At 37.8% G+C, this 16,198-nt stretch carries 30 protein-coding genes and 1 pseudogene; all 31 read right to left on the bottom strand.

What is annotated here, in order from left to right:
• Window positions 1-9: 9 nt before the first annotated feature.
• On the bottom strand, window positions 10-249 hold the full coding sequence (locus tag DWZ38_RS03750) for a hypothetical protein (RefSeq protein ID WP_117850166.1): 240 nt from the start codon (window positions 247-249) through the stop codon (window positions 10-12).
• A gap of 3 nt (window positions 250-252) precedes the next feature.
• On the bottom strand, window positions 253-633 hold the full coding sequence (locus DWZ38_RS03745) for a hypothetical protein (RefSeq protein ID WP_117850163.1): 381 nt from the start codon (window positions 631-633) through the stop codon (window positions 253-255).
• The gene (locus tag DWZ38_RS03740) at window positions 634-948 is read right to left on the bottom strand and encodes a hypothetical protein (protein ID WP_117850160.1); all 315 of its coding nucleotides are present in this window, start codon (window positions 946-948) and stop codon (window positions 634-636) included. It lies immediately after the preceding gene.
• A gap of 111 nt (window positions 949-1,059) precedes the next feature.
• Window positions 1,060-1,212, bottom strand: coding sequence for a hypothetical protein (locus tag DWZ38_RS22105; protein ID WP_178105269.1), 153 nt, complete (start codon window positions 1,210-1,212; stop codon window positions 1,060-1,062).
• Complete coding sequence (locus DWZ38_RS03735) at window positions 1,213-1,557, bottom strand: DUF551 domain-containing protein (protein ID WP_117850157.1); 345 nt, start codon at window positions 1,555-1,557, stop codon at window positions 1,213-1,215.
• On the bottom strand, window positions 1,554-1,772 hold the full coding sequence (locus DWZ38_RS03730) for a hypothetical protein (RefSeq protein WP_117850155.1): 219 nt from the start codon (window positions 1,770-1,772) through the stop codon (window positions 1,554-1,556). The genes DWZ38_RS03735 and DWZ38_RS03730 overlap by 4 nt, the downstream gene beginning before the upstream one ends.
• Window positions 1,769-2,062, bottom strand: coding sequence for a hypothetical protein (locus DWZ38_RS03725; RefSeq protein ID WP_117850152.1), 294 nt, complete (start codon window positions 2,060-2,062; stop codon window positions 1,769-1,771). The genes DWZ38_RS03730 and DWZ38_RS03725 overlap by 4 nt, the downstream gene beginning before the upstream one ends.
• 2 nt (window positions 2,063-2,064) lie before the next feature.
• Complete coding sequence (locus tag DWZ38_RS03720; RefSeq protein WP_117850150.1) at window positions 2,065-2,694, bottom strand: hypothetical protein; 630 nt, start codon at window positions 2,692-2,694, stop codon at window positions 2,065-2,067.
• Window positions 2,695-2,724: 30 nt separating this feature from the next.
• Complete coding sequence (locus DWZ38_RS03715; RefSeq protein WP_117850147.1) at window positions 2,725-3,084, bottom strand: hypothetical protein; 360 nt, start codon at window positions 3,082-3,084, stop codon at window positions 2,725-2,727.
• A 35-nt stretch (window positions 3,085-3,119) separates the two neighbouring features.
• Window positions 3,120-3,506, bottom strand: a complete 387-nt coding sequence (locus tag DWZ38_RS03710; RefSeq protein ID WP_178105268.1) for a hypothetical protein — start codon at window positions 3,504-3,506, stop codon at window positions 3,120-3,122.
• Window positions 3,466-3,759, bottom strand: a complete 294-nt coding sequence (locus tag DWZ38_RS03705) for a hypothetical protein (protein WP_117850143.1) — start codon at window positions 3,757-3,759, stop codon at window positions 3,466-3,468. The genes DWZ38_RS03710 and DWZ38_RS03705 overlap by 41 nt, the downstream gene beginning before the upstream one ends.
• Window positions 3,756-4,064: a hypothetical protein gene (locus DWZ38_RS03700; protein WP_117850140.1), complete on the bottom strand. Its 309-nt coding sequence runs from the start codon at window positions 4,062-4,064 to the stop codon at window positions 3,756-3,758. The genes DWZ38_RS03705 and DWZ38_RS03700 overlap by 4 nt, the downstream gene beginning before the upstream one ends.
• 13 nt (window positions 4,065-4,077) lie before the next feature.
• Entirely contained in the window at window positions 4,078-4,878 is an 801-nt protein-coding gene (locus DWZ38_RS03695; RefSeq protein ID WP_117850414.1) for a site-specific DNA-methyltransferase, read from the bottom strand.
• A 139-nt stretch (window positions 4,879-5,017) separates the two neighbouring features.
• Complete coding sequence (locus tag DWZ38_RS03690) at window positions 5,018-5,608, bottom strand: GIY-YIG nuclease family protein (protein ID WP_117850138.1); 591 nt, start codon at window positions 5,606-5,608, stop codon at window positions 5,018-5,020.
• A gap of 57 nt (window positions 5,609-5,665) precedes the next feature.
• Window positions 5,666-6,076: a single-stranded DNA-binding protein gene (locus tag DWZ38_RS03685; RefSeq protein ID WP_117850135.1), complete on the bottom strand. Its 411-nt coding sequence runs from the start codon at window positions 6,074-6,076 to the stop codon at window positions 5,666-5,668.
• Window positions 6,077-6,082: 6 nt separating this feature from the next.
• Entirely contained in the window at window positions 6,083-6,271 is a 189-nt protein-coding gene (locus DWZ38_RS03680; RefSeq protein WP_117850133.1) for a hypothetical protein, read from the bottom strand.
• Between the two features lie 5 nt (window positions 6,272-6,276).
• Complete coding sequence (locus DWZ38_RS03675; protein WP_117850130.1) at window positions 6,277-6,633, bottom strand: hypothetical protein; 357 nt, start codon at window positions 6,631-6,633, stop codon at window positions 6,277-6,279.
• Window positions 6,634-6,636: 3 nt separating this feature from the next.
• Window positions 6,637-6,960 carry a hypothetical protein gene (locus tag DWZ38_RS03670; RefSeq protein WP_117850128.1) on the bottom strand — a complete coding sequence of 108 codons (324 nt, stop codon included), beginning with the start codon at window positions 6,958-6,960 and terminating at the stop codon, window positions 6,637-6,639.
• A 2-nt stretch (window positions 6,961-6,962) separates the two neighbouring features.
• Complete coding sequence (locus DWZ38_RS03665; protein WP_117850126.1) at window positions 6,963-7,445, bottom strand: hypothetical protein; 483 nt, start codon at window positions 7,443-7,445, stop codon at window positions 6,963-6,965.
• A 13-nt stretch (window positions 7,446-7,458) separates the two neighbouring features.
• The gene (locus DWZ38_RS03660) at window positions 7,459-8,223 is read right to left on the bottom strand and encodes an MBL fold metallo-hydrolase (protein WP_278308849.1); all 765 of its coding nucleotides are present in this window, start codon (window positions 8,221-8,223) and stop codon (window positions 7,459-7,461) included.
• A 181-nt stretch (window positions 8,224-8,404) separates the two neighbouring features.
• Entirely contained in the window at window positions 8,405-9,004 is a 600-nt protein-coding gene (locus DWZ38_RS03655) for a hypothetical protein (RefSeq protein WP_117850120.1), read from the bottom strand.
• Between the two features lie 2 nt (window positions 9,005-9,006).
• On the bottom strand, window positions 9,007-9,612 hold the full coding sequence (locus DWZ38_RS03650) for a hypothetical protein (RefSeq protein ID WP_117850117.1): 606 nt from the start codon (window positions 9,610-9,612) through the stop codon (window positions 9,007-9,009).
• A 1-nt stretch (window position 9,613) separates the two neighbouring features.
• Window positions 9,614-10,558 carry a recombinase RecT gene (locus DWZ38_RS03645; RefSeq protein WP_117850115.1) on the bottom strand — a complete coding sequence of 315 codons (945 nt, stop codon included), beginning with the start codon at window positions 10,556-10,558 and terminating at the stop codon, window positions 9,614-9,616.
• A 154-nt stretch (window positions 10,559-10,712) separates the two neighbouring features.
• The gene (locus DWZ38_RS03640) at window positions 10,713-11,951 is read right to left on the bottom strand and encodes an HNH endonuclease signature motif containing protein (RefSeq protein WP_117850112.1); all 1,239 of its coding nucleotides are present in this window, start codon (window positions 11,949-11,951) and stop codon (window positions 10,713-10,715) included.
• A gap of 2 nt (window positions 11,952-11,953) precedes the next feature.
• The gene (locus tag DWZ38_RS03635; protein ID WP_117850110.1) at window positions 11,954-12,184 is read right to left on the bottom strand and encodes a hypothetical protein; all 231 of its coding nucleotides are present in this window, start codon (window positions 12,182-12,184) and stop codon (window positions 11,954-11,956) included.
• Between the two features lie 24 nt (window positions 12,185-12,208).
• Window positions 12,209-14,236: an AAA family ATPase gene (locus DWZ38_RS03630; protein ID WP_117850108.1), complete on the bottom strand. Its 2,028-nt coding sequence runs from the start codon at window positions 14,234-14,236 to the stop codon at window positions 12,209-12,211.
• Window positions 14,181-14,843: a single-stranded DNA-binding protein gene (locus DWZ38_RS03625; protein WP_117850105.1), complete on the bottom strand. Its 663-nt coding sequence runs from the start codon at window positions 14,841-14,843 to the stop codon at window positions 14,181-14,183. The genes DWZ38_RS03630 and DWZ38_RS03625 overlap by 56 nt, the downstream gene beginning before the upstream one ends.
• A complete protein-coding gene (locus DWZ38_RS03620) occupies window positions 14,833-15,450 on the bottom strand; it encodes a single-stranded DNA-binding protein (RefSeq protein ID WP_117850102.1) in 618 nt (205 codons plus the stop codon). The genes DWZ38_RS03625 and DWZ38_RS03620 overlap by 11 nt, the downstream gene beginning before the upstream one ends.
• On the bottom strand, window positions 15,451-15,627 hold the full coding sequence (locus DWZ38_RS22100) for a hypothetical protein (protein WP_178105266.1): 177 nt from the start codon (window positions 15,625-15,627) through the stop codon (window positions 15,451-15,453).
• 7 nt (window positions 15,628-15,634) lie between these two features.
• Complete coding sequence (locus tag DWZ38_RS23075) at window positions 15,635-15,769, bottom strand: hypothetical protein (RefSeq protein ID WP_278308848.1); 135 nt, start codon at window positions 15,767-15,769, stop codon at window positions 15,635-15,637.
• Between the two features lie 127 nt (window positions 15,770-15,896).
• A pseudogene (locus tag DWZ38_RS22095) lies at window positions 15,897-16,198 on the bottom strand (hypothetical protein); the annotation flags it as partial.

The raw sequence follows: 16,198 nt of genomic DNA, 5'->3' as shown, positions 1-16,198 counted from the left end.
AAAATCGGTTTAGTTGCCATCTACTCCACCGCCTTTCACAATTTCAACTGCTTCATTCAGACATTGGGCTGTATACCAATCGTCACCTGATTCTGAACATTTATCTTCGATTAACATTTCCAACTGTTGAACAATTTCATCTACATCAAAAGCCGTCGGCTGTTCGTCAATAACTGCACCTATTGCAAAATCCATATCCGAATTTCCAAGAGAGTCAATTATTTTGTCTGCATCAATTAATCTGCTCATATATCATTCTCCTAACCGTTTTAAAATCTCTTTTGCAATCTCATTACTTGTATACATCGAAATTCCCCACCCATTATATTTTCTATGGCAATCATCGCAACACCATTCGTCACTATCATCTTCTTGAATTTCACTATCGAATCTGCAATTATCGCAATACATATGATCGAGAGTGCTATAAATGATACTTGCAATATCGTCTTGTTTGCTATTAGCATCGTCTACGTGTTTCTGCTTAGTTAAATATTCAAACGCTCTCAGCTCATTTTTCCCGACCCATTTAATCCATGCACCGCAATCCCCGCAATACAATCCCGTATTATTCCCAACTTTCTTGACAAAAAGGTTTTTACTATTGCACTTTGGACATTTATATTCTTTCATTTATTTTTCCTCCCACACTCCCAACAACCGCATCCTCTCATACAGTACAGCGACGGTCTTGCGTCTGTATCCGTAGAAGTCTTTCGGGTTCATCGGGATATATCTTTCTTTGCTGATTTTCCTGTAACTTTTCCGGTGCAAGATATTCTCAATAACCATATCCGCTATCACCGTGTTCTTCGGGCAAGCTGACAAGGCAGCACCGGAAAGCAGGTATCCGTATTCTGCCGGGAAGTCTTTCAGCATCGTATTCAGTTTTTCAATATCTTCAGCCGGAATACCGTAGTCTTTCAGTTTCTTATTCCTTGTCAGCATACCGTTCTCCTTTCTAATCGTCTGGGTGGTGTTTGTCGTACATGATCGCTACGCATACAAGACCAACCACTCCGACTATGATTCCAAGTGCAAGTCCTAATAAGAATGTAATCATGGCTCATCCTCCTCAACATAATCTTCGCAATCTTCTGCATATTCGTAGCTATCCATCATATCACACCGGTTATCGCAACCGTCTTGTTTCTCACAGCAGATACAACATTGCGTTTCACCGTCTGGACACTCTAATTTGCAATATCCCATTTAGTCCTCCTTGTATGGTTCTGGTAGTGGCATCCATGCAATAACTTCACCGCCTATACATTCTCCATTCCATTCGCCATAGCCATCAATGAATGCTGTCTTTAACCACCTTCCGTACATTCCCATAAAACCACTATATTTAACAGTTGTAATTACATCTTTATTTTTCTCCGGTAATCTCTCACTGACAGGAATCCAACCATTTTCTTTCTCGTCCTGTTCCAGATCATCCTTAATCTGTTCTATCATTTCCAGAACATCACTTGCTAAAACCATCTGGTGGCCATCCGCAAGTTTCTTCATGAAATCATGATAATCCGATAATCTGTCTTTGATATGACTCATGCTTCCACCTCTACAAAATGCTTTTCTAACGTTTCTTTCGATATTTCAATCCATCTGTTAACGTTCGCTCCGTCAAGATGAATTTCTCCATCGATAATATTTTCATTTCCTACTTCGTAAACTTCGCCTACCTTAATTTCCATGTATCCGTCAACGTAAAATCCATCACCATCGTATGTATCTAATGTGAACGCCTTCACGCATTTATACTTCATGCTTCTACCTCCTCATAAGTTTCTCTGAATATATCTGGCTTACACGGATAAAATTCACCGTGTACACCGCGGATGATATAATCACCAATATTTGCCAGATGTTCGCCCTCTAGTGTCTTAATAACCAATCCGCCCGGGACCTTCCAATGGTCAATATAGAAATTCTTACCTTCTGCCGACATGTACTGGTCTGTACACTGATAGTCCGTCAGGAAATCGAACATTTCTCGATGATTTGTACCAGTCCACTGTACCACGTCAATTACAACTGGTTTTTTTCTATACCTCATACTCACACCTCACTATCTTCTGGCTCTTCATTAAACATTTTATATATACGGCCAGAATGAAATGCCTTTCTTAATTTTTCATAATTAATTTCAGTAAGATCTGAAATTTGAGAAATTGTCATTGGCTTTCCTTTGAATTCTACAATCAAATTATTTCTTTTATTATTTCCTTGTATTTTTGCATCCACCCATCTACAGTTGTCAGGCGAATATCCATTATTATTATCAATGCGGTCAATCGTTAAATTGTCTTGATACCCATTCTCTATTGCCCATTTATAAAACATCATAAAATCATGCCATTCTTCACAAACAGATATTCCACGACCGCCATAATCAATATATTGTGGGTGATCTTTGTGCTCGCATCTATATTTCATATTGCGCCAGATGTTATATATCCTTGTATGCCTTAATCCGTGTCTTGTAGCTTTTTGCCTTGCAATATCAACGCTTAAACAACCGCACGATTTTGTTCTTCCTATTTTGAGCGCGTATGCTTCTACGGTTTTTATGTTTCCGCAATCACATTGGCATATCCAATATGTTCTATTGGTATCGTCCGTTTTTTTTCGCTTTATTACTGTTAATCTCCCGAAACGTCTTCCTGTTAAGTCTACAAACTTACTCATATTCCATTTTCCCTTTATCCTGACTTCTGATTAACATTTTGTGTCCTCCTGATTCTTAAATCCCATCTTTAAATCATAGACAAACTGGCAAAGTTTCTCTGCAATCTCATCCGCATTCTCTACATTTGCAAGATGTCTTACATACTGCTTACCACATATAACGCAAGTTAATTTTCTGATTGTTTCCCAAACCTGCCATGAGATAATAGATGAATCAAAAGCATCCGTCATCAGAGAATTTCTTCCGTTCCCATTCTCGTCTCTGAACCACTTTTCTCTCGGTGCTTTTAATGTGGTTGCAACATCTTCTCTGGTAAGACAACCTTTGTATTTTTCGTCAATGCGCTTTTCCAGTTCATCCAGAAGTTCCTTCTTTTCCTGTTCTGTCATTGTGTCCTCACTTTCCTCACTTAGATTTTCTCCCTTTATTTTCCGAACCTTCTGACCAATTCTTTATTCAAATCTGGAATCCGTACATCTGTTTCAGATTCCAATTCCTCAATCATGCTCATAAAGCTTCTTTCGCCACGGTTCGCTTGTCCCACAAACTCATTTGCACAATTGATTACGTCTAAAATCCTTTTGGTTGAAAATCCATGCAGTTTTCTTAATGCCAACATCATAGTTACGGAATTGATCGTATTCACCCAGTCATCACCAGTATTGAATCCATCGTTATAGGCTTGATCTTGCATGACTTCCAGCTCTTTACGTGAATTCTGCATGGCTCTGGCGAATGCCTGTGACATCTGATTGTCACATTCCAACACCCTATTTTTCTTTGGCGCTTTCATCTTTAATTTGCTTCCCATATTTTTTCCTTTCGTATCTGTATTCCGTCAAACGGTACGCTCTTGATACTCCCGGATGTTCTGTGGCAATCAGAGAATCCATCTCCAATTGCCGCATATGTCTCTGGACGGTACACTTTGTGAGGTCTGTTCCATCCATGATTTCTTCGTAAGAAGGCATGTATCCGTGTTTCTCAAAATACTTGACAAGAAATCCGTAAATATCATTTCTAGAAGATTGCCCCTCATTATATTTCCTCTGACGGTAATTCATAGGCAAAACGGATTTTCTTCCGCAGTATTACTTTTTTCTGCACGCATTTTATTTAATCTTTCCGCAGCTTTCTTCTTTGTTTCATCGGAATATTTTCTTGGTGGATTGATTTTAATGTAGGAATACGGCAAGTGAGCGAAAATAGATCCATCATTATTTCTGGCAAGAATTTTCACATCGTCTGGAAATTCCTTTTCTAATTCCTCACATCTATTCTTCCAGGAACTTCCGTTCTTAGCAGTAACCCCTACATAATCTCTTCCGGGAATCCACTCAATTACACATTCGTTTGTATTTTCTGACATTTAATCATGCTCCTTATATAAAATCTCCTATGCTCATTTGGCTATCATTTTCAAAAACAAGCATTTCGTTTTTTGCTCTGCTATAAAAGTTCCTGTCAATTTCAAATCCATATGCACTTCTGCCAAGTTCCATGGCGGCTCTCAATGTGCTGCCACTTCCACAGCAAGGGTCAATCACTACATCCCCAGGGTCAGTAAATATTTCAATCAGTCGTTTTAGAACTGATACTGGTTTCTGCGCTGGATGAATTTTCGGAATATCTTTTCCGTCCTTCTCCCATTGGAACCAATTAAATACCATTTTCCCGGTTCCACGAATAGTCTTTCCGTTTTCGTCCGTCTGCGCTCCATTTCTGAATTTTGGAAGTTTATCTCTGTAGAATACAAGAGCATATTCTGTAGCACCTACCACACGCATATTTGCTTTAAGCACCTGTGGGCTGTAGTTTTTTATAAATACAAGCGGTATATAGTGAACAAATCCATGTTTCGCCGCCGCATTAATCAGAGTTTGAATTTGTTCAAATGAACAAAACACTATCATACATGGTGCGTCTGAACTTCTTCCTCTTACACCTGCCTTTTTTGGTTCTTTCTTCAACATTTTTGAACAAAAATGGAAGTATTCATACAGATTGAAATTGAAATCTGAATTGAATGCTGCTTTACCAGCAAGTTTACTTTCGCCGTTCTTGTTGTCTCCGCCCGTGTACCACATAGGATTACTTCCGTAGAAATTACATCCTACATTGTATGGAACATCAGCAATTACGAGTTGCGCTCTTGGAATTGCGTATTTTTTATAGTTCTGCATAGAATCACGATATATTTCACACTTTAATTTCATTTTCAAAAGAAGCCCGGTGCACCCTTACGTCAGCTGAAGGCAAGCTCCTTTCATTTTTATTTTTTATCTTTTGAATTTAGCCAGTAGAACTACTGGTGTGTTAGAATCAGTGATAGTTTTCTTCATTGAGTAAGTCGTTGAATTTTTCCAACGCCTTAATAGATACTTTGTTATTTACTTTTTCTGGTCTTATTGATACGTTTAAGTGAGTATCAATGATGTGTTTTAGTTCTCTTGCAAGGGTTATTTTGCCCTGTTGGATTCCATCTCTATATCCTTTTGCCGGACGAAATTCGTCAATTTGTTTCTTCCCCTTTCCTTGACCGCCACCTGTTTTATTTCTAAGTTGATAACCGTGGTCTGCAAATTGTCTTTCGTAAAATTTTTCCTTTTCATCAAGCTCTGATATAGGGCAATTTATAAATGTCGCATTCCATCCATATGGATTAATTTTTGAAAGTACCCCATGTTTTTTTAAGCTTCTGTCAATATGCGACTTGTATCCCATGTTGTGTCCACAAAGTCTTGATAAAATATGCTTTGCTTGTCCTATGTACGCATACTTGAATCCCTCTTCGTCGCATCTAGTGAGCATATAAATTCCAGATTTGTCGTTCAGATTCGGATTAACTTTTAACCATCTTTCACGGTTTGTTGCTTCAATAGCTTTTGCCTGTCTAAGTTTTTTATAATCCAACTTGCTTCATTCCTTTTCTATTTGATCCACAAGCTTTCTACACTCGTTTTTCATTACCTAACTAAACGGAAATTCATCTTCCATACCGCCTAAATCTGGCACATCCATGAAACTAGGTTCTGTCGGTGGTACTGGTCGTGTGTCTGCTTCCTGTTTCTTTCTTTCTGCAAATTCATGTTCTGCAACAAGGCAATCATTTGAGTAGACTTTTTCGCCATTTTTGTTCGTATAGTTTCCAGTCTGCCATTCTCCACGCACATTTACTTTCGTGCCTTTTTTAAGATATTTCTCTGCGAATTCTGCATTTTTTCCAAGGCATACGCAAGTGATAAAGTCAGATTTTCTTTCTGTATTCTTTTTCACTCTTCTCTCGACAGCCAAAATATATCTTGCGATTTTGGTATCATTCGTTCCCATTCTGATATCTGGGTCAGCAGTTAATCTTCCAGAAAGAATAACAATATTCACAATTTATCACCTCTCAATCTGAATGTCGCACCTGATAAGTGCGTGTTTGATTTTCTTTGTATTTCCTGTTACAGTTTCTTCTTTCCCGATAACAAAGGAAATATCATCTTCTGTTACGTTGAACCCTTTTGTCTTGATGTGCTCAACAAGGATTTCTTTGATTTCCTCTGCACAAATTCCGATTGTAATTTCCAATGGTGTTACCTCCCTGTTTTGTAAACTGGTGGCATTGGCTGCCATGCAATGACTGGGTAATACTCAAACCCATACGCTTCTACGCTTCCCCATTCGCCGTCTCCTAAATAAGTAAGACTTGTTGTAAGAACACCTCCATCAATTGTAACTGCATATTCTTTCCAATCTCCCGGGTTTTCTCCTTTGTCTGGTTCCGGCGGTAACTTCACATCTGTTGGAATCCGCATATCCGCAGAGCTGTAGGAACAAATCAGTTCTTCAACTTTCTTGATTGCATCATTCCATCCTTTATCATACTTGCATTCATGTTCGGAAGGTTCTGGCTTTTTCAGTTTATCAAGTGTTTTTAAGAAGATTTTCATGTGTTAATCCTCATTGACCTTTTCAATAGTTTCTTTTATCGCTTCTTTCACAGCCTTGGTTTTAATCATCTTATCTGCTAAGGCTTTTGCCGCTTCCTGTACGATCACGTTTTCGTTCTTTTCCAATATTTCTCCAATCTGCATACGAACCATTCTTTTCAACGGCTCATTTGTATCCCTACTTCCGTATGTGGATTTTTCGTAAATAGCCTCTTTAATTTCCTTTGTAATTTTTTCAACTACCCTGTCCTCAACATTTTTACGGATTTCCTTTGCAATTTCTTCCTCATTAATACCAATCGTTACTGGTACGCTGAATACGCTCATTTTCAATTTTCCTCCCCTATAGCTATCACATCGCATCCAATAAATACCAATTCCTCATGTTCACTCATTCCATAGCCGACAGATTTTCTTCCTACTTTAAAAAATACATTATTTGTATTAACCGTAACTCCTTCAGTTTTTTCCATATAATCAGAAACAATAGCTTTCAAAGTATCTTCATTTAAGAAAGTCTTTCTTTCGACTATTGGATGTTCTTTTGGCATATATTCAAGCCATGTCTCTACACCTTTGTATTCTTTTCCTAGTGTGTCAGTCCATTCGCCATTTCCAGTATATGCAAGCATGATGATTCTTTCAGAGTTTTTCAGCTTTACATAATACAAACATGCAGTATCACCAATTGGGGGTTCTGGAAGTGAGTCATTTACTAAACGCCATGCACTAGGTGAAGGAATTGTTTTTCCTGTTTTGCGGTCTACATGTTCCTGTCCTTTAATTACATAGTTTCTAATTTTTTTTGGCATTAATTTTCTCCTTTCAAAACGGGCATAAGTCCAAGTTAATTTCCAGTCCAGGTGTTGCAATCTGAACCAGTGCATCATCCCAAACCACTGCTTCTTTTATTTCCTTCAAAATCTGTTCCGGGTCAGCTGCTTCATTACTCAAATGCACCAACGTTACCGTCCGTAGTGCCGCCGTATGGTTCGTATTTACTAAGCTTTTGCAAGTATCTAAAGAACAATGCCCTTTAAGCCTGTGCGTGTAATTTTCAGCTGTTTTGTCAACCAATTCTCTACAATAGTTGCACTCAATAACCAAGTGATTCAATCGCATTGCCTTGAAGTTGTACTTGCAGTATTCAAAGTCAGTCATGTACAACAACTTTCCCATTTCTTCATGCTCTATGAGATACCCATAATTGAAGCAAGGAATAAGTTGTCCTGTATCCTTATCTCTTGTGGTATGTGGCAAATAAAACGGTATTACTGTAAATGAGCCAACACGAAACGGTCTTTTTTCTGGAATGTCTTTCATTAACTCACCAGTGATGATTTGCAGATGATCCACGGTTTCATCATTGGTGTAAATCTGAATGCCAGCATTCATAAGTTCTCGAAATGATTTGATGTGATCTCCATGCTCATGACTAAGCAATACGCCAGAAACATCACTTGTTCTGTAATCAATAGCTTTCAAAATGTCTTTGTATTTGCATCCGCAGTCCAGAAGAAGCATTTCTCCGTTGTTCGATTTCAGAACATAGCAGTTTCCATGTTGGCTTCCTGTGTTTACCACTCGCATGAACATTTTCATCACCTCGCTTTCAATATGTAATTTGTGCGGCGTGTAAGGAAATTCTTAAATCCTCCAATGACTTTTTGGATTTTTTAGAAGGTTCTTGTCCGCTTAAGATTAGTCATAATTAACGTATGCTTGGCTAATTGCTTCGCTTTTGTGATAACTCTTAAATCTTCATTTGCCATCATTTATCATTCTCTGATTCAAAGATTGAAGAAGAAAAGATACAAACTGGGCGAACACCAATTTCGTTGAGGTAAAGGCTGCTGTCAAAACTGCCCGAAGGGGAAACAACGGTATTCGTTACACTGTAACCATTTGCTGGTGTACTCCATGGAGTAAGCAGCCACCACCATTTATCCATATTTGGAAGGAATTTTCTGTATTTTCGGTATTCATCCACCGTCAACATCGAAATCTTATCTTTACAATGTCCGTATTCTGTCTGGCCGTCCAAAGAAAGCAAATCTCGATCAAACTCAATAACTGCATCTTCTCCAAACTCGTCCGTAATTTTTTTAAGAAAACGAGTATTTAACTCATTTCTCAGTTTACTCAAAATCCAGTTATTTGAAGCTGAATCAAATGTTCTTTCTTTTCCATCAAATCCATTCAAAATGGCAAAATATCCTTTTTCTGTCTTATCCAGAATCAGCCATTCCATACCTGCAAGTTCAATAGCTTTTCCGATTTCCGGCTTTCCGATGTGCTTTTTCTTGAATTCCGTGAACTCTTTACTTAATCGGGATAATTCATCCTCAAAATATTTCAGATTTTTCTTCATAATCATTCCTCCGCCTTAGATACAAAGATATTAGATTTTAAGATACAAGCTGGGCGAACACCATTTTCGCTGACGCAATTGTTGTTGCAAATAAGGCCCGAAGGGGAAACAACGGCACAGGCTTTCTCCCATCCACGTTCTTTCGTTGACCATGGCGATAATGTCCAATACCAATCGTTTAAACACGGATTCGGTGTGATATCTGTATATCCGCGCGCTTCATCAAACGTAATCGGTCGAATTTTACAATCAACAGTCCCTAATTTCTGTCCATCCGCAGTGATAATATCTGCTGTGTGTGTTTCGATATTTTCTGCCCCGAATTCTTTTTCGAAGTCTTTCAGAATTTCAGTGTCACACAGTTTCTTTACCTTTGATGTTTTGTAATCTGAGGTATCACCAAACTCTACATTTTCTTTCACCAGATCAAGCGAAATAATTTTCGTTGTATCTTCATACTGTTCCAGAACCATGTATTTACGCTTTCCGGTGGTCTGGAACACATCTCCTCGTTTCAGTGTTGATAACTCAACCTTTCCAGATTCTTCCTGCTTTTCCAAGAGTTCAACCAGTTCCTTTGCTTTCTGTAAAATTTCTTTATTGTTCATATCACATTTCCTCCTGCTTCATAAAATCCGGAATTTCTGGTTCTTTACCTGCTGCCGGAACTGGCTCTTTCTCTGCTGTTTTTACGGTTTCGGCTACGGTTGGCTGCTTTGGCTTTTCTTCGATTGCTTCTGGCTGTGGAATGAATTCTTCTGTGTTTGCATTCTCACTAATTTCATAAGCAACGTCTTGTTCAATAATATCCTGTTTTGGAATATTCTCTGTGTTTTCGTCAGCTTCCTGTACAAAAGCATCACCGTGGCTATTGATGATCTGCTTTAATGCACGATTAATAACTGTCTTCTTTGCCATTTGATCGGTAAACTTCTGGTGTGTTCCATTGCCGTTTTCTTTGTACCCATAGCCCTGTAACCAAGATTGTTTGATCTGCTTCATATTCATAACTTCCAGGTGTTTTGAACCATCTTCCATCAGCACTACTGCATATGCCCCAAGAATATTATCATTATCAATATTCATAAAATCCTGTTCGTGGGAATCAAGCACCTTGTTTCCATCTTCAATATGGTATTTGAATTCATCACCATCATAAATGACTTCCGCATGAATATCTTTCATACCGTATCTTCTGGCTATTGTAATGTTTCCAAAGTAAGACCTCTGGAACTGACACTGATTTCCGTAAGAAATAAAATATCCTTGCTTTTTCTGCACCGAAAGACCAAGTGTTGCCATGTTCATAAGGCTGTTTGCAATGCTGATCTGGCTACAAGCTTCCAGAATTGGCTTATTATTTTTGTCTTTTGTCTCTTTCAGAGTTAAATATGCTCCCATCAGTGCATTGCTGAGATTGTAGTCTTTCGGAAAAGAAAGTCCATATTTAGTTTTTTCCTCTAACTGTTTTGTCAGCCCATCAATGAATGAATTGTTGATTACGATTGCCGCCTGTTGTTCTCCTGCTGTTGATAACTGTGTTTTACTTGCCATTTTAATTCTCCTTTTCTTTCTTTATTGGGATATTTTGAAATATTGCTCAATTATTTAAAGTTCTGCGTTATTAAATCCCGAACAATTTCAGAAACCTTTCTGTCTGTCCTGGTTGCTTCCTGTTCAAGCTTATACATAGTCTGTTCATTTACCCTCACAGCAATAGTGTGGGGCTTTGGGTCTGTTGTTGGTCTTCCTGATGACATATAATCTCCTTTTTGTTTTCTAGTTGATAAATTGTGCTTAGAACCATTTTTTTAGTTTCTTCACACATAGGTTTTGACATTTTCTTACCAAGCCATCCAGGTGCATACCCCATTGCTTTAGACAGTTGGTATGATCTTAAATTTTTTTCTTTCATAAGTAATCTAATATCTTTGTTCGGTACTTCACGTTCCAATGATTGAGCATCCGCTTTTGAATTCCATGTTATTCTTTTTATTTTAAGAGGATCTCCTGTTGACCGAAAACGGTTATAGTGCAAATCACAATACCCTAGTTCTTTTACATACTTTCCACACCCTTCAACTTTACATATACTTCTTTTTCTTGGGTTTGCAAGCATATATTTTCTTAGAGATTCACCATGATTTAATGTGCTTGCACACTCTCTACTACATGTAACACTTTTTCTCCGCTGAAATACTTCATATGTTTTTCCACATACAGGGCAAACTCTATATCTTTCTTCATAGGACATTGGAATATAAATTCGCTTATTTGGATTCTCTTCTTTTATGTCTTTGCCTTGAGCAAAATATAATTCGCACCATTTTAAAGCAGCTAACTTTTGCTCTCTATTTGTAAAATGCCATTTATTAACAGTCAAAAGATTAAGCACTTTCCTATCTGTTAAATACAGATTTGATATATCGCAATTTAAACTGTTATTATCAAGGAAAACAATAATTTTCCCTTTTGGTATTTTCCCGTGATGTTTTTCCCAAACAACATGTTGTTTCATTTTATAATGCTGATGTTCTGATACATCCTTGTCATTATTTATTCTCACCATAATATAGTTTCCGCTTATATGCTCTGAACCAATTTCTGGCTGTGGCAAATTCCTTTTAATTCTATTGTCTGTGCAGTACATTTCTATCTGTTTTCTGGTTTTTCTTTCTCCGAATTTTTCATTAAATTTTCTAGTGGTTTCCTCATACGAAAAAAGTGGAAGTGTTTTTTGTAAAAATTCTTTTTGTTCTTTTGAAAATATACTACCACGCCCATCACAATCAATATATCCATGACGTTTTAATACAGAATGAAGATTTTTCCATTTTTTCGATTCCCCGAATGTAAAATTAAAAATATCTGTCATTTCTCTATAAGAACCATGCTTTTTGCAGTTTTTTTCTAACCACTTCAATTGTTCTTCTGTGTATCCACGCATACTTATTCTTCACCAACCATTTTTGAAATAATACTTTCTTTTCCAAGTTTTCCGTCAGAAATCAACTTATCCGTTCTAAGAACAACATCTGCATTGTTAATCATCTGTTTTGCAAGTCTAGCAATCATATCCGATTTTTCGTTTTCTTTTTTTGCTTCCTCGCTTGTAACATCCATACTGTTTGTTAATTCAATTCTTTCTCCTAAAATTTTTTGTAATTCCATTAATGTCATAATGTTTCCCCCTAACTGATTGTTTTAAATTTCATTTATCATCAAATCCCCATCCGTCACTCTCAGAACAATCATCTGTCTGTCTAATACAGGGATTCTTTTTTTGTCAATGCTCTCCGAATCATCAATCCAGAGCGGAAGATTCAGACCGTTCATTTCCTGTAATCCATTCAGTAAATCAACCTCGCAAAGAATTTTGTCGGAATGATTTAATCCGCTATTGTAGTCGATTCCATTACAGATCATTTTGCAAGTTTCCACTGGATTTCCCTCAATCGTGTAATCAAGGAAACTGAACTGGAAATGCTTAAAGTATGGATTGATTTTCTCTGCCAGTGCCTTATTCTTCTGGATTGAGAAGTTAAGAACGGTGTCTATGTTCTTTTCAATATCGGCTTGAACTTGTCCAAGGTTTTTCAGTTCCTCATTCAGTTCGGCTACTCGCTTTTCTTTCTCTGTGACTGCTGCCTGTGCAATCTTAATGTCTGCATCCACATTGGAAATCTGTTTCATAACATTGCTGATCTGCATTCTCAATTCCTGTTTCTTTCCAGGAACATCTTCAAATGATTTTAATTTATCTTCAAGTTCTGCAATTCTCGCTGTAACCGCAAGATATTCTTCATCATTTGTCATATCTACAGATTCTGGAAGCTCCGTAAATTTGGACTGTTCTTCCTCAATCTGTTTAGTGAGTTCAGCAACTTCATCCTGTGCTGCGCCGATTTCCGACTGTAATTTGTTGATTTCCTCGTTGGTTTTCTTTAATTTTGCAGAAGCAGAATTTCCAAGGTCGCAAATTCCTTTTAACTGGTTCTGCTTTACTGATTCCCAATTTTTCTTTTGGGTTAATTCAGTTTCAATTCTAAACTTCTTCTTTTCTTCAAAGGAGGCTTTCAATTCGGCAACCTGTTCTTCCGGCAGTTCCTGTCCGCAGGTGGGGCAAATGGTATCAGAATCATTGAATGTTTCAGCTTCAATAGCTTTCAGTCTAGAATCATTCCACTCCTTTTCTTTGATTCTTGGATAGTCCTGTCTGGCTCTATCCAAGTCAGCTTTTGCTTGTTGTGCTTCCCTTATGTGGTTATCCAGTTCCATTCCAATAATACGAATGCTTGATTCCTTTTCTGATTTTTTTAACATAAGTTCGGAAACTGTATCAGAAATAAATTTTTGTCTGGCTCTTAACCATTCATTCGCTTTGCTAACCAGACCATCCCTGGAAGATTTCAAACCACGGATTTCATATGAAAGGCTGTCATAGCCTTTTGCTGAATCTTCAAGAATCTGTTCCTGTTCTTCCAGCCTGGAAATCTCCGCATTAAGCTCCTGCTTTTTGGGTTCCAAGGAAGAAGTGTCTTCTGCTTCAACGCTTCGATTGGTTTCATATGCAATCTCTGTATTTTTTGCATCAACCTTTTTCTTCTGCGCGTTCAGTTCTTTTCGCAGTTTTTTTAATGTATCTTCTACGGAGTATCCTTTTGTAATTTCTTCCACATGAGCGTACTGTGGATTCTCTTCCATAAACTGAGCAATATCGAAACCAGACATCTTTTCCAGTACCTTTCTGGATTCTGCTGTTGACTTCTGTAATGTGTCCAGAAATGGTTTTGGATTGCTGCACATCAGAAGCGTTGAAGGCTCTGCTATTGACTGGATGAACTCGGTATAATCCTTTGATTTAGCCGGGAATCCGTCAATTTCATATGAAGTTTCATTTCCATCGAATACCTCTTCTGACTGTCCTCTCGGTTTTCTCCACTTCTGTTTTGTGATTTTGCGGATCACTTTTTCTTTCCCATCAATCGAAAGTGTAAGCTCTCTTACAACATCAACCTTTGGCACTTCCACGCCATTTTCTTTTCTGCGAATAGAAGTAGGTTCTGTACCATTTGCCATCTTTCCTGTCAGAACGTCCAAATATGCGTCCTGCAATGTGGATTTCCCTTCTCTGTTTCTGCCAGAAATCTCTGTTCTTGGAAACAAATCTACAGACTTACTCGGAAACTTCTTGTAATTCTCCAACGAAATCTTTTTTACTTCCACCTTCATGCTCGATTATCCTCCCTATTGATACCTCATATGCAGTTCTAAGCTCTACTTCATCACCAGATAATTTTTTATGATAAATCCGGCTCTGGATTCTTCCGATTATTTTTACGAAATCTCCGACCTTGAAATTAGCAGCTTCTCTGGCTTCTTTCCACCATGCTATACATGGGATATAATCTGTTCTTCGCAAGTCATATTCATTGCAAGCAATCATCAAATCACAGATTTCTTTTCCTATTGGTGTTTTGCGGTAAATAGGAGGCTTGCAAAGATAACCTTCCAGAATGATTTTGTTTTCACCTTCTGCGCTCCCATCACCAGCCCCACACCAGATTGTTTCCGCTTTGATTTCAAGAATCAAATGTGACTTTCCGCTTTCATGTTTGTTTGAAGAACTGTATCTTCCTTCAACATAGACGTGTTTTCCAATCTTTAAGCCTTCCGTCTGCTTTTCTTCAACAATTACTGGAAGCAAATCTACGTTCCCACTGGTACGCTTTATACCAATATAGAATCTTAAAAACTTTTCTCCGTCCTTAAAAAATGTTCCTGGCTGAATATCCATTATTACGCCAAATATCTGAACTTCATTCTTATTATTCTTCATCCTCCAATTTCTCCATTTCTTTTACGGAAATCTCATATACTGTTTCCGTTTCTTCCCCATTAACATAAACATCACGGCTCATTAACCTTCCGGTTACTTTAATGTAATCATTCCTTTTAACATCTACCGCCAGATCAGCACCTTTTCCCCATAAAGTACAGCGAATAAAGTCTGCTCTTTCCGAATAATCCCTTGGAATTGCCACGAAAAGATTTAAAACTTTCCTGTGCGTTACTGGTGTAAGTTTTGCATATGGTTCTTTCGTGCAACTTCTGGCAATAAACTCTACTTCGTTTATATCGCCCTCCGGAACTTGTTCTTCCAGAACTTCCACCTTGTCAGCTGCGATATAATTAACATTGTGGTGCTTATTTGGATTTTTAGAAGTGTCCATGCTTCTTATTGCTCCTGTTACCAAAACTTCTTTTCCGTTGTAATCGTTGTCACGCACAACGGAATCTTCTATAACGATTGGAAACATATCCACTGCACCGCTTTTACGAATGACTGTCAGCATGAATTTGTAATAGTATCTTCCGTAATGTTCGTGGCTGAACACTATTTCCCCGGCTCTACCGGATAATCTTACTTTATTTAATCTTTGCATTTACGTTTCCTCCATTTCCAATATAATAGGAAGAAACACCATTGAGAATAAGACTGTTGATACAAAGAACACCCCGATAGCATCAAATGATGTAAGCATCCATGTGATTGAGAAGATTACTGTAAACATCCCTATTCCTACAAATATTTCTCCTATTGTCTTTACCACCTCTTTCATTTTGTCCTCACTTTCTTCTGGATGTGGTTACTGCAAGTGCAGCTGCCAGAATAGCGATAATTACATTTCTTGCCATCAGCTTTTCCTCCAGATCAGCAATGATTTCACTGGAAAGTGGCTGATTTTCGCCATTTTTTTGCATAAAAAATCCTCCTGTTATATTTTTGTTTGTCAAATACAGGAGGTTGTGATATAATAATCCTGTATTTAACTAACTCATTCTTAGTTAGATACCGTCCTGGTTGGTGTGTCAGCACCTTCCAGGACACTTAATCTGCTTCTACAAATTTTCCATCTTTTAGCGTATAGAAAGTATCTTCCTTGATATTTTCCCCATCTACTTTTGCTGATTTAACATCTACAATATGATATTCATAATTGATCTCTTTCCACTCTGCTAAAACAATAAAACATCCAATTTTCCCTTTAGCTTTTGAATTAATTCCTGTAGCTAATGCAATACTTTCTTTTCCTCCTACAATTGCCGCTGAACGATTTCCGGTATTGGTTGCCGCTGACTGATATCCGGTATTGGTTGCCGCTGACTGATATCCGGTATTGGTTGCCGCTG

It is taken from the genome of Ruminococcus sp. AF31-8BH (assembly GCF_003460605.1).
Classification (GTDB): domain Bacteria; phylum Bacillota; class Clostridia; order Lachnospirales; family Lachnospiraceae; genus Blautia_A; species Blautia_A acetigignens.
The sequence above is the reverse complement of the archived record's forward strand: the minus strand, read 5'-3'. Positions and strand labels throughout refer to the sequence as shown.